Below are 13196 nucleotides of genomic sequence, written 5' to 3' on the forward strand. Positions count from 1 at the left end.
TTTCAGGCCGCCCATCAGGGCGGTCGTCGTTTGGAAGGCGCTATGTTTGATATCGGTGTAAATCTTACCAGCTCACAGTTTGCGAAAGATCATGCAGAAGTTGTTGCTCGCGCGCATTCAGCGGGAGTCAGCGGCATGTTGCTGACCGGCACGAACCTGCATGAAAGCGAGCAAGCTTTGTTACTGGCACAACAGTATCAAGGGTGCTGGTCTACCGCCGGTGTTCACCCTCATGATGCCAGCCAGTGGCAAGACGAAACGGCAGAGGCTATTCGCAAACTTGCTGGTGCTTCTGAAGTGGTCGCGATCGGCGAGTGTGGCCTGGATTTCAATCGTAATTTCTCAACACCAGCTGAACAAGAGCGTGCTTTTACCGCACAACTGGCCCTTGCGGCTGACCTGATGATGCCGGTATTTTTACACTGCCGTGAGGCACACGAACGTTTTATTGCTCTGCTCGACCCATGGCTCGATAAATTACCAGGTGTGGTGCTGCATTGCTTTACCGGTACAGAAAATGAAGCGCGTGAGTGTCTGGCGCGTGGGCTTTTCATCGGCGTGACCGGTTGGGTGTGCGATGAGCGCCGTGGCCAAGAATTACGTGAATTGCTACCGGTGATCCCAGCACATCAACTGCTGCTGGAAACCGATGCCCCCTATTTGTTACCGCGGGATCTAAAACCAAAACCTGCTTCCCGCCGGAACGAACCCTGTTACTTGCCGCATATCCTGAACAAGGTGGCTCAATGGCGTGGAGAAGATCCCGCCTGGCTTGCGCAAGTAACAGATGACAATGCCCGCCGTCTTTTCCGGTTGGCTTAAATCAGGAGAAAGTAAATGAGCTATGCATTTCCCGGTACGTTTCCTGGCCGCCGTATGCGCCGCGTCCGTCGTCACGATTTCAGCCGCCGCCTGGTGAGCGAAAATCAATTAACGGTTAATGACCTTATCTACCCTGTGTTTGTGATGGAAGGTCAGAACCGTCAGGAAGAAGTGGCGTCAATGCCGGGCGTTTACCGCATGACTATCGATTTGCTGCTCAAAGAAGCGGAAGCCGTTGCGAAGCTGGGTGTGCCGGTGCTGTCCCTGTTCCCGGTCATCGAGAGCGCAGGGAAGTCGCTGCATGCTGAAGAAGCTTATAACCCGAACGGGCTGGTTCAGCGTGCGGTTCGCGCACTGAAAGATGCCGTGCCAGAACTGGGTCTGCTGACCGACGTTGCGCTTGATCCATACACTACTCACGGTCAGGACGGCGTGATTGATGCAGACGGTTACGTTATCAACGATATTACGCGTGAAATTCTGGTGCGCCAGGCGCTGTCTCATGCAGAAGCAGGGGCTGAAATCATCGCGCCAAGTGACATGATGGATGGTCGTATCGGGGCGATTCGCGACCAGCTTGAGCTGGATGGTTTCGTGAATACCCAGATTATGTCTTATGCCGCGAAATACGCATCGTGCTATTACGGCCCGTTCCGTGACGCAATTGGCTCATCCGGCAACCTGAAAGGTGGCAATAAAAAGACCTATCAGATGGACCCGGCCAATAGCGATGAAGCTTTGCAGGAAGTCGCTCAGGATCTGCAAGAAGGCGCAGATATGGTGATGGTAAAACCAGGTATGCCGTATCTGGATGTGGTTCGCCGCGTGAAAGACACCTTTGGCGTGCCAACTTTTGCCTACCAGGTTTCCGGTGAATATGCGATGCATATGGCGGCGATTCAGAACGGCTGGTTGGCAGAAAAGCCGGCTATCATGGAGTCGTTACTGTGCTTTAAACGCGCAGGTGCTGATGGTGTGCTGACGTACTTCTCGAAGCGTGTCGCGCAATGGTTGCATGACGAGCAAATGCAGCGCTAGAGTCAAAATATAGGGCCAGCAATCGCTGGCCCTTTTTTACGTCTTTTTGAAATCCGTATTCTTCACACTTTGCATCACTTGTTTATTCAACAAGTTGAGCAGCAGCATAGAGCGGGCTTCTCCGTCTGGTTCGCTAAAAATCGCCTCCAGACCTTCGAATGCCCCTTCGGTTATCACCACGCGATCGCCTTCGTACGGCGTATCCGGGTCCAGAACGTTCTCCGGGGTGTGGCTGATGAGCTGCTCAATCACATCACTCGGTACAGTAGCCGGCAGGCTGCCGAAACGCACGAAATGGCTGACGCCACGCGTAGAGTTTATGGTTGTGGTATGAATATTTTCAGGGTCAAACCGGACAAACATATAGTTTGGGAACAATGGTTCATCGACCGCAGTGCGTTTGCCTCGAACGATCTTTTCAATTTTGATCATCGGGGTAAGGCAATTCACGTCCTGACGCTCGAGATGCTCTTGCGCCCGTAGTAATTGACCTCGTTTGCAGTACAACAAATACCAGGATTCCATAGTGTCTCTTTTCCTCATTAACCGAGGAAGAATAGCAAAAGGCCGTTATCAGGGATAGACGGCTCAGGTATAACCAATCACTGATTGGTTATCAGATAAGCATTTACGCGTTATTAACAAAAATACAGCATGCTGTGCATGAAGCCCGTATAATGACCGCCAAATCCTGACTACGATTAATTGCATGAAATACCACGACCTACGCGACTTTCTGGAACTACTCGAACAACGCGGTGAGCTAAAGCGTATCGCAATGCCAGTCGATCCGTACCTGGAAATGACTGAAATTGCCGATCGTACTTTGCGCGCCAATGGCCCTGCGCTGCTATTTGAGAACCCTAAAGGGTATGACATGCCAGTGCTGTGCAACCTGTTTGGCACGCCAAAACGTGTCGCGATGGGGATGGGGCAGGAAGATGTGTCGGCGCTGCGCGAAGTGGGTAAATTACTGGCCTTCCTGAAAGAGCCGGAGCCACCGAAAGGTTTCCGCGACTTGTTCGATAAGCTGCCACAGTTTAAACAAGTTCTGAATATGCCGACTAAGCGCCTGCGTAACGCCCCTTGTCAGGAACAAATCTTTGAGGGTGATGAAGTCGATTTGACGCGCATCCCTATCATGCAATGCTGGCCGGAAGATGCAGCACCTCTGATTACCTGGGGTTTGACGGTCACGCGTGGCCCGTATAAAGAGCGCCAGAATCTGGGCATTTATCGCCAGCAGCTTATTGGTAAAAACAAACTGATTATGCGTTGGTTGTCGCATCGCGGCGGCGCACTTGATTTCCAGGAGTGGTGTGCGGAACATCCGGGTGAGCGTTTCCCGGTTTCAGTCGCGTTAGGTGCAGATCCTGCCACTATTCTTGGCGCGGTAACGCCGGTGCCTGATACGCTTTCCGAATATGCGTTTGCTGGTTTGCTGCGCGGCACAAAAACGGAAGTCGTGAAGTGTATTTCCAACGATCTCGAAGTGCCTGCCAGTGCGGAAATTGTGCTTGAAGGTTATATCGAGCCAGGTGAAATGGCACCGGAAGGGCCATATGGTGACCACACGGGTTACTACAATGAAGTAGATGACTTCCCGGTATTTACCGTGACGCATATTACCCAGCGGCAGAATGCGATTTATCACTCAACTTACACCGGACGTCCACCGGATGAACCTGCGGTTCTGGGTGTGGCACTTAACGAAGTGTTTGTGCCGATTTTGCAGAAACAATTCCCGGAAATTGTCGATTTTTATCTGCCGCCGGAAGGCTGCTCTTATCGCCTTGCGGTTGTCACCATCAAGAAGCAATACGCTGGCCATGCTAAGCGCGTGATGATGGGAGTGTGGTCTTTCCTGCGACAGTTTATGTACACCAAGTTTGTCATCGTTTGTGATGATGATGTCAACGCGCGTGACTGGAACGATGTAATTTGGGCCATCACCACGCGTATGGACCCGGCGCGTGATACCGTACTGGTAGAAAACACGCCAATTGATTACCTGGATTTTGCCTCGCCGGTTTCCGGTCTTGGTTCAAAAATGGGACTGGATGCCACCAATAAATGGCCTGGGGAAACCCAACGTGAATGGGGTCGTCCTATTAAGAAAGATGCAGAAGTATGCGCGCGTATTGATGCAATCTGGGATGAGCTGGCTATTTTCGACGACAGTAAAAACGCCTGAGTGGCGGATTTTACGGTTTTGCATTATTGACCCGACAGAGGGGAAGCATGACAACCTTAAGCTGTAAAGTGACCTCGGTAGAAGCGATAACCGACACGGTATATCGCGTTCGATTACTGCCGGAAGCGAAGTTCTCCTTTCAGGCCGGGCAGTATTTGATGGTGGTGATGGATGAGCGCGACAAACGTCCGTTCTCCATGGCATCCACGCCGAGCGACCACGAGTTTATCGAGCTGCACATTGGCGCGTCAGAGATTAATCTGTACGCCATGGCCGTGATGGACCGTATTTTGAAAGAAAAAGAGATCGTTGTTGATATTCCACACGGCGATGCCTGGCTGCGCGACGATGAAGATCGTCCGTTGATTCTGATTGCTGGCGGTACCGGCTTCTCTTATGTGCGTTCAATTTTGCTGACGGCGCTGGCGCGTAATCCACAACGTGAAATCGCGATTTACTGGGGCGGCCGTGAAGATAAACATCTTTATGACCTGTCTGAGCTGGAAGCGCTGTCCGTGGTTCATCCAAATCTGCGTGTTGAAGCGGTTGTTGAACAACCTGAAGCAGGTTGGCGTGGGCGTACTGGCACTGTGCTGACTGCGGTGATGCAGGATTACGGAACGCTTGCCGGGCACGATATCTATATTGCCGGGCGTTTTGAGATGGCGAAAATTGCCCGCGACTTGTTCTGCAATGAACGTAGTGCGCAGGTTGATCGCATGTTTGGTGATGCGTTCTCGTTTATCTGATGCATAAAGGCCACCGTTTTATGCGGTGGCCAAGTGTTAACAACGTTTATTCAAACGGTGTGTAATGGAAATAGAGCGGTTTTTTGTCTGATTCATACAGACACAGAATGGAGCCGCGTATTTCTTGCGAACTGCTTATAGTTGCCACAACCTCGCTAGACACAGGCTGCTTGCCTATCTTTTCTTCGTATCTGTTAATCTGAATCCCTTCGTTTTTTATTTTTGCCTGATTTAGCACAATCATCATATCTGGGTTGTTTTTCATGACCCGCTTTCCATAAGCCAGGCAATCTTTAGCCGTTTTGATATCACCCGATTCCGCTGCATTGGCCCCGATAGAGGCCAGACATAGGCTGGTCATCAGTAAAGCCGGAACAATCTTCATCTTATTCCCTTAATTAGAATGGCGTCATAGCCAGGCGAAATATAGAACGTTGAGATGTTCAGAGCAATATATGTACAGCGAGGGAGGTTCGAGGAGAAGAAAAAACCCGCCCCTGACAGGCGGGAACAACAGCAACTAAACCTTCCCCGTCATAATTCGTGCTGCCTCTTTGTTGGCTGTCTTCGTTCACCCCGGTCACATAGTTATCTATGCTCCCGGGTATTCACTCAGTTGCCGCCGCGATGCAACTCGAATTATTTAGGGGATGACCTCTTAATTTAGGGTATTAATTCCTTAAACTCTTTCAATAACAGTGGCAATACCCTGACCTAATCCGATGCACATGGTGGCGAGGCCAAACTGCGCATCACGACGTTCCATCAGATTCAATAACGTGGTGCTAATGCGCGTACCGGAACAACCGAGCGGGTGACCCAACGCAATCGCACCGCCGTTCAGGTTAATCTTCTCGTCGATCTTATCCATCAGACCCAGATCTTTAATACATGGCAGGATCTGTGCAGCGAATGCTTCGTTCATCTCAAACAGGTCAATATCGGCGGCAGTCAGGCCCGCTTTTTTCAATGCCAGTTGTGATGCCGGAACAGGTCCGTAACCCATAATGGAAGGATCACAGCCAACGACCGCCATAGAGCGAACATAAGCGCGAATCTTCAGGCCAAGCTCTTTGGCGCGTGATTCGCTCATCAGCAACATGGCTGAAGCACCATCGGAAAGAGCAGAAGAGCTGCCCGCCGTGACGGTTCCGTTGACCGGGTCAAATGCGGGTTTCAGAGCGGCCAGACCTTCAACGGTAGTTTCCGGGCGAATCACTTCGTCATAATCAAAACGTTTGAGCACGCCGTCTGCGTCATGACCGCTGATCGGCAGAATTTCATTTTTGAAATGACCAGCTTCGGTTGCAGCCCATGCTCGTTGGTGTGAACGAGCAGCAAACTGGTCCTGCATCTCACGGCTGATACCGTGCATGCGCGACAGCATTTCGGCGGTTAAACCCATCATGCCTGCCGCTTTAGCCACGTTACGACTCAGACCCGGATGGAAATCAACACCGTGGCTCATCGGCACATGGCCCATATGTTCCACGCCACCAATCAGACAAGCATGTGCATCCCCGGTTTGAATCATACGAGCAGCATCGTGCAGCGCTTGCATCGAAGAACCACACAGGCGGTTTACGGTGACAGCCGGAACCGAATGTGGGATTTCTGCCAGCAATGACGCATTACGCGCGATATTAAAACCTTGCTCCAGCGTCTGCTGCACGCAGCCCCAATAAATGTCATCAAGTGCTGCGGCTTCAAGTGCCGGGTTACGTGAGAGAATCCCACGCATCAAATGGGCGGAAAGATCTTCTGCACGCAGGTTACGGAACGCACCGCCTTTTGAACGGCCCATCGGGGTGCGGATGGCATCAACAATTACAACCTTTTCCATGATCACTCCTCAGGCACTTTTCAGGTCACTGGCTGGGCGCGCGGCTTCAACCGGTGGATAGTACGGCTCGTTACGGGACGCTTTTATACGTAGACCATCTGGCACCTGGTATAGCGGGCCGAGATGCTCATACTGCTGAGCCATATCGAGATATTTGGCGCTGCCAATGGTGTCCAACCAGCGGAAGGCACCGCCGTGGAAAGGAGGGAATCCGAGCCCATAAACCAGTGCCATATCGGCTTCGGCCGGGCTTGCGATAATGCCTTCTTCCAGGCAACGTACCACTTCGTTGACCATTGGGATCATCATGCGAGCGATGATCTCTTCGTCGCTGAAGTCGTGGCGTGGTTTGCTGACATCAGCCAGCAGGCTGACGGTTGCTTCATCCTGCTCTTTACGTGGTTTGCCTTTGCTGTCTTGTTTGTAGCGATAGAAACCCTGCTGGGTTTTCTGGCCATAACGGCCTGCATCAAACATCGCATCAACGGCATCGCGATAATCTTTCTGCATGCGCTGTGGGAATCCTGCAGCCATCACCGCCTGCGCGTGGTGCGCGGTATCAATACCGACCACATCCAACAGATACGCCGGACCCATTGGCCAGCCGAACTGTTTTTCCATCACTTTGTCGATTTGACGGAAATCGGCACCGTCGCGCATCAACTGGCTAAAGCCTGCAAAGTATGGGAACAGAACGCGGTTGACGAAGAAGCCCGGGCAGTCGTTCACCACGATTGGCGTTTTGCCCATTTTGCTGGCCCACGCCACGACTTTCGCGATGGTTTGCTCAGACGTTTTCTCGCCGCGAATCACTTCCACTAATGGCATGCGATGCACCGGGTTGAAGAAGTGCATACCGCAGAAGTTTTCCGGGCGCTTCAGGCTGTTTGCCAGTTCGCCAATCGGAATAGTCGAGGTGTTCGACGCCAGCACGGTGTCCGGACGCACTTTGTCTTCCACTTCCGCCAGAACCGCTTTTTTCACTTTCGGGTTTTCAACAACCGCTTCAACGACCACATCGACACGCTCAAAACCTGCGTAATCGAGCGTCGGATGAATGGTTGCAATCACGCCCGCCAGTTTCATGCCGTCGATTTTTCCACGTTCCAGCTGTTTGTTTAGCAGTTTGCTGGCTTCGTTAATGCCCAGCTCCAGTGACTTTTCGTTAATATCCTTCATTAATACCGGTACGCCTTTCCAGGCAGACTGGTAAGCAATGCCGCCGCCCATAATTCCGGCGCCAAGAACGGCGGCCTGTTTCGGGGTTTCGGTATTTTTGGTCAGCTTTTTCGCCTGACCTTTTATGTATTGGTCGTTAAGGAAAATCCCGACCAGCGCACGGGCCTCATTAGAACGCGCCAACGGCACGAAACTTTGAGTCTCCAGTTTTAATGCTTCATCACGGCCCAGACGTGCCGCTGCTTCAATTGTTTTTACGGCGGTCATTGGTGCCGGGTAATGCTTACCGGCAATCTGCATCACCATGCTCTTGGCAATGGTGAAGCTCATAGTGGCTTCGATCTTGCTCAGTTTCAGCGGTTGCAGCTTCGGTGTGCGCTTGGCTTTCCAGTCCAGATCGCCATTAATTGCCTGGCGCAGTATTGCCAGTGCGCCATCGCGCAGTTTTTCAGTTTTAACGACACCATCAACTAAACCGAGTTTTTGCGCTTCAACCGCGCCGACATCTTTCCCGGCGGTGATAATTTCCAGCGCGCTGTCAGCACCCAGTAAACGTGGCAGACGTACAGAACCACCGAAGCCAGGCATGATGCCCAGTTTGGTTTCTGGCAGGCCGATGCGGGTATCAGGTGTGGCCAGACGGTAATCTGTTGCCAGCACACATTCACAGCCGCCGCCAAGGGCATAACCATTAACTGCCGAAATGGTCGGGACCGGTAAATCTTCCAGGCGATTGAAAACGCTGTTGGCGAATTGCAGCCAGTGAGTCAGTTGTTCCGCAGGAACCAGGAACAGCGACAGGAATTCGGTAATATCTGCACCGACAATAAACGCTGCTTTATTGGAACTGAGCAGTAGGCCTTTTAACTGCGGCTGCTTTTCCAGCACATCCAGCGCGTGCCCGAGGCTCGCAACGGTCGCGGTGTCGAGTTTATTCACTGAGCCGGGTGCATCGAATACCAATTCTGCGATGCCATCTTCCAGCCAGTCGAGATGTAAGGTTTCACCTTGGTAGAGCATGTCAGTCTCCTGAATCCAGCAATGGGATCTGGTCGTACCAGATGGAGAGGAGTGTGGAATTGATGTTAATGAAATGCAAATAACTCTTTAAATATTTGCAAAGATGATCACAGCCACTGGAAATAAGTTCGCAAACTTTACGGTGTGCTAAGATGCGTGGCGTTCAGTTTATGAAAAAAACAGAAGGGTAAATCATGGATTCACTGGCCTCACTTTATAAAGATCATGTGGCAACTTTGCAGGAACGTACCCGCAATGTTCTGGCGCGTTTTAATCTCGACGCGCTGTTGATTCACTCGGGCGAGCTGGTCAACGTCTTCCTCGATGATCATCCATATCCGTTCAAAGTTAACCCACAATTCAAAGCCTGGGTTCCGGTGACACAAGTGCCAAACTGCTGGCTGCTGGTGGATGGCGTTAACAAACCGAAACTGTGGTTCTACTTGCCGGTTGATTACTGGCACAACGTTGAGCCGCTGCCAGAATCCTTCTGGACTGACGAAATTGAAGTGATTGCTTTGCCAAAAGCAGATGGCATTGGCAGCCAATTGCCTGCTGCACGTGGCAATATCGGTTACATCGGCCCAGTACCAGAGCGTGCTGTGCAGCTTGAAATTCAGGGTGCTAACGTCAACCCTAAAGGGGTGATTGATTACCTGCATTACTATCGCTCTTATAAAACAGATTATGAATTGGCGTGCATGCGGGAAGCGCAGAAAACCGCAGTGGTTGGCCATCAGGCAGCTCATGAAGCCTTCCTGTCTGGAATGAGTGAGTTCGATATCAACCAGGCTTATTTGACTGCAACAGGACACCGCGATACCGATGTGCCATATGGCAATATTGTGGCACTCAACGAACACGCAGCGGTTCTGCACTACACCAAATTAGATAATCGCGCTCCTGCGGAAATGCGTAGCTTCCTTTTAGATGCTGGCGCGGAATACAACGGTTATGCGGCTGATTTAACGCGTACCTGGTCGGCAAATAGCGACAATGATTACGCTCAATTGGTGAAAGACGTTAACACCGAGCAACTTGCGTTAATTGACACCCTGAAAGCGGGTGTGCGTTACACCGATTACCATATTCAGTTCCATCAGCGCATCGCGAAACTGTTGAACCGCCATAAGCTGGTAACGGGTATCAGCGAAGAAGCGATGGTTGAAACCGGTATTACTGGGCCATTTATGCCACACGGTTTAGGCCACCCATTGGGTCTGCAGGTTCATGATGTCGCTGGCTTCATGCAGGATGACACCGGTACGCACCTTGCTGCCCCTTCTCAATATCCGTATCTGCGCTGCACGCGTATTCTGGAACCGCGTATGGTTCTGACTATCGAGCCGGGCATTTACTTCATTGAATCTTTACTCGCGCCGTGGCGCGAAGGCCAGTACAGCAAACACTTTGACTGGCAGCGTATTGAAGCAATGAAACCTTTCGGTGGCGTTCGCATTGAAGACAACGTGATTGTTTATGAAAACAGTGTTGAAAACATGACGCGTGATTTGAAACTGGCGTAATGGATAGCTGGCTGATTCCTGCTGAGTCCGTCACGTTCAGTGAGGAAATCAAGAAAAGTCGCTTTATTACGCTGGTCGCGCATACGGCTGGTGTAATAGCGGCGAAAGCGTTTCTTGAAAAAACACGTTCTGAACACCCGGATGCCAGGCATCATTGCTGGGCCTGGGTGGCTGGTGCGCCGAATGACTCGCAGCAGTTAGGCTTTTCTGATGATGGCGAACCCGCAGGCACTGCTGGAAAACCAATGCTTGCCCAGCTTATGGGAAGTGGTATTGGTGAAATTACAGCTGTAGTCGTTCGCTACTCTGGCGGAATCAAACTCGGAACAGGCGGTTTGGTGAAAGCTTATGGTGGCGGTGTGCAGGCGGCATTAAACCAATTGCCTACTGTGCTCAAAGTTCCGTTAACCGAATATACTTTGCAATGTGACTACGCACAGCTTGCCGGAATCGAAACTCTGCTCAAGCAGTACGACGGCATTGTGATGCAAAGTGATTTTCAAGCATCTGTATTATTACGTGTGGCATTGCCACAAGCAAAATTCGCTGATTTTTCAGTCAGACTTGCTGATTTTAGCCGCGGTGCATTGCATTTATTGCCGGCTGAATAATAATTCCCTCTCGTTATTTTTTGATAGTTAAGGAAGCGGCTGAAATGCATTTTCGCGCCATAACCCGAATCGTTGGTCTGTTAGTTATTCTTTTTTCCGTGACCATGATTATTCCAGGGTTGGTAGCTTTAATTTATCGCGATGGTGCTGGCCGAGCTTTCACCCAGACTTTCTTCGCAGCGTTACTCATTGGTTCTTTTTTGTGGTGGCCTAACAGGCGACAGAAAAGCGAGCTCAAACCTCGAGAAGGGTTCCTGATCGTCGTATTGTTCTGGACGGTGCTGGGGAGTGTGGGGGCGTTGCCCTTTATTTTTGCGGAACAGCCTAATCTCACTATTACCGATGCGTTCTTTGAATCATTCTCGGGCTTAACCACCACCGGGGCGACGACACTTGTTGGGCTGGATACGCTCCCACACGCGATTTTGTTTTATCGGCAAATGCTGCAATGGTTTGGCGGTATGGGGATCATCGTGTTGGCAGTGGCAATACTGCCAATCTTGGGCGTCGGTGGGATGCAGTTATATCGCGCGGAAATGCCGGGGCCGCTTAAAGATAACAAAATGCGCCCGCGTATTGCTGACACCGCAAAAACACTGTGGCTCATTTATGTCTTGCTAACGGTTGCTTGTGCACTGGCGCTTTGGTTTGCGGGTATGCCTGCGTTTGACGCGATAGGCCACAGTTTTGCGACGATCGCCATTGGTGGATTTTCTACTCACGATGCCAGTATCGGCTATTTCGATAGCCCAACGATTAACACTATTATTGCCATCTTCTTACTGATCTCCGGTTGTAACTATGGCCTGCACTTCTCTTTATTAAGCGGGCGTAATTTAAAAGTCTATTGGCGCGACCCTGAGTTCCGTATGTTCATTGGCGTGCAACTGACGCTGGTGGCTATCTGTACCCTCGTATTGTGGTTCCATAATACTTACCAGACGGCACTGTTAACGCTGAATCAGGCATTCTTCCAGGTTGTCTCAATGGCGACAACTGCGGGATTTACTACAGACAGCATTGCACGCTGGCCTCTGTTCTTACCTGTGTTGTTACTGTGCTCTGCTTTTATAGGCGGCTGTGCTGGTTCAACGGGTGGTGGCCTCAAGGTCATTCGTATCCTGCTGTTATTCAAGCAGGGTAACCGCGAGCTTAAACGCCTGGTGCACCCAAATGCGGTGTATAGCATTAAGCTTGGGAACCGTGCGTTACCAGAACGTATCCTTGAAGCGGTATGGGGATTCTTCTCTGCTTATGCACTGGTCTTTATCGTCAGCATGCTCGCCATCATCGCGACTGGCGTGGATGACTTCTCGGCCTTTGCTTCCGTCGCAGCAACATTAAATAACCTTGGCCCAGGGTTGGGGGTTGTGGCGGATAATTTTGCCAGCATGAACCCAGTGGCGAAATGGATACTGATTGCCAACATGCTGTTTGGCCGTCTTGAAGTGTTTACCTTACTCGTACTGTTCACGCCAACTTTCTGGCGAGAGTAACCGGAGCCTGCAGTGAGAACTTTGATTCTGTTTTCGACCCGTGATGGTCAAACTCGCGAGATTGCTTCTTATATAGCATCTGAGCTGAAAGAGCTGGGCGTAGAGAGCGATGTGGTTAATCTGCATCGCACCAAAGATATTGCCTGGGATAACTATGAGCGCGTCGTTATTGGCGCGTCTATTCGGTACGGACACTTTCATTCATCAGTTGCGGCGTTTGTGAAGAAGCATCAGCAAGTGCTGAACAACATCCCAAGCGCTTTCTTTTCCGTAAACCTGGTTGCACGCAAACCAGAGAAGCGTTCACCACAAACCAACTCTTATACGCGTAAGTTCTTGCTGACCTCGCCGTGGCAACCAAAACACTGTGCAGTGTTTGCTGGTGCGCTGCGTTACCCGCGTTATAGCTGGTACGATCGCATGATGATTCGTTTGATTATGAAGATGACAGGCGGTGAAACGGATATTAGCAAAGAAGTTGTTTATACAGATTGGCCTCAGGTGACGCGTTTCGCCCGCGAGATAGCTCGCTTAAACATCAAATAGTGTCCAAAATACCCGTTTTGATGAAAAAAGATGCGCTCAGTCATTTATTTGCAATAAACACTTGTCAGCCCCCAGAAAATCCCTATACTGCGCCTCCACTGACACGGCACAACGGCTTACAAACCGGCTTGTCAGCCAGATGAAAAGCGAAAATAAACGCTTGACTCTGAAA

12 protein-coding genes are annotated in these 13196 nt (G+C 50.9%); 8 read left to right on the forward strand and 4 right to left on the reverse strand.

The window, feature by feature from the left end; genetic code table 11:
- The first annotated feature begins 42 nt into the window (after positions 1 to 42).
- Positions 43 to 822, forward strand: a complete 780-nt coding sequence (gene tatD / locus LVQ76_RS20585) for a 3'-5' ssDNA/RNA exonuclease TatD (RefSeq protein ID WP_232905402.1) — start codon at positions 43 to 45, stop codon at positions 820 to 822.
- A 15-nt stretch (positions 823 to 837) separates the two neighbouring features.
- The gene (gene hemB, locus LVQ76_RS20590) at positions 838 to 1860 is read left to right on the forward strand and encodes a porphobilinogen synthase (protein ID WP_232866822.1); all 1023 of its coding nucleotides are present in this window, start codon (positions 838 to 840) and stop codon (positions 1858 to 1860) included.
- Between the two features lie 36 nt (positions 1861 to 1896).
- On the opposite strand, the gene rfaH is transcribed toward hemB, so the two are convergent.
- Positions 1897 to 2385: a transcription/translation regulatory transformer protein RfaH gene (gene rfaH / locus LVQ76_RS20595; RefSeq protein ID WP_232866824.1), complete on the reverse strand. Its 489-nt coding sequence runs from the start codon at positions 2383 to 2385 to the stop codon at positions 1897 to 1899.
- 184 nt (positions 2386 to 2569) lie between these two features.
- Here rfaH and ubiD point away from each other — a divergent pair, with 184 nt between their 5' ends.
- Both ubiD and fre read left to right on the forward strand, forming a co-directional pair.
- Positions 2570 to 4054 (forward strand): 4-hydroxy-3-polyprenylbenzoate decarboxylase, encoded by a 1485-nt coding sequence (gene ubiD / locus LVQ76_RS20600; protein WP_232922353.1) that lies wholly within the window; start codon positions 2570 to 2572, stop codon positions 4052 to 4054.
- A 47-nt stretch (positions 4055 to 4101) separates the two neighbouring features.
- Entirely contained in the window at positions 4102 to 4803 is a 702-nt protein-coding gene (gene fre / locus LVQ76_RS20605) for an NAD(P)H-flavin reductase (protein ID WP_151995921.1), read from the forward strand.
- Between the two features lie 46 nt (positions 4804 to 4849).
- Here fre and LVQ76_RS20610 read toward each other — a convergent pair whose 3' ends face one another.
- The 3 genes from LVQ76_RS20610 to fadB all read right to left on the reverse strand — a co-directional run bounded on the left by LVQ76_RS20610 (position 4850) and on the right by fadB (position 8845).
- The gene (locus LVQ76_RS20610; protein ID WP_232922354.1) at positions 4850 to 5188 is read right to left on the reverse strand and encodes a hypothetical protein; all 339 of its coding nucleotides are present in this window, start codon (positions 5186 to 5188) and stop codon (positions 4850 to 4852) included.
- A 294-nt stretch (positions 5189 to 5482) separates the two neighbouring features.
- Positions 5483 to 6646 carry an acetyl-CoA C-acyltransferase FadA gene (gene fadA, locus LVQ76_RS20615; RefSeq protein ID WP_232866831.1) on the reverse strand — a complete coding sequence of 388 codons (1164 nt, stop codon included), beginning with the start codon at positions 6644 to 6646 and terminating at the stop codon, positions 5483 to 5485.
- 9 nt (positions 6647 to 6655) lie between these two features.
- Positions 6656 to 8845, reverse strand: coding sequence for a fatty acid oxidation complex subunit alpha FadB (gene fadB / locus LVQ76_RS20620; protein ID WP_232922355.1), 2190 nt, complete (start codon positions 8843 to 8845; stop codon positions 6656 to 6658).
- A 194-nt stretch (positions 8846 to 9039) separates the two neighbouring features.
- Here fadB and pepQ point away from each other — a divergent pair, with 194 nt between their 5' ends.
- The 4 genes from pepQ to hemG are packed head-to-tail and all read left to right on the forward strand — an operon-like array spanning position 9040 to position 13024.
- Complete coding sequence (pepQ, locus tag LVQ76_RS20625; RefSeq protein WP_232905405.1) at positions 9040 to 10371, forward strand: Xaa-Pro dipeptidase; 1332 nt, start codon at positions 9040 to 9042, stop codon at positions 10369 to 10371.
- Entirely contained in the window at positions 10371 to 10982 is a 612-nt protein-coding gene (locus LVQ76_RS20630; protein ID WP_232866839.1) for an IMPACT family protein, read from the forward strand. Before pepQ ends, LVQ76_RS20630 begins: the two co-directional genes overlap by 1 nt.
- A gap of 44 nt (positions 10983 to 11026) precedes the next feature.
- Positions 11027 to 12478, forward strand: coding sequence for a Trk system potassium transporter TrkH (gene trkH / locus LVQ76_RS20635; protein ID WP_034461629.1), 1452 nt, complete (start codon positions 11027 to 11029; stop codon positions 12476 to 12478).
- Between the two features lie 12 nt (positions 12479 to 12490).
- Positions 12491 to 13024 carry a menaquinone-dependent protoporphyrinogen IX dehydrogenase gene (gene hemG / locus LVQ76_RS20640; protein ID WP_232866842.1) on the forward strand — a complete coding sequence of 178 codons (534 nt, stop codon included), beginning with the start codon at positions 12491 to 12493 and terminating at the stop codon, positions 13022 to 13024.
- Positions 13025 to 13196: the final 172 nt, after the last annotated feature.

The organism is Buttiauxella cochleicola, from assembly GCF_021283185.1.
Lineage (GTDB): Bacteria > Pseudomonadota > Gammaproteobacteria > Enterobacterales > Enterobacteriaceae > Buttiauxella > Buttiauxella massiliensis.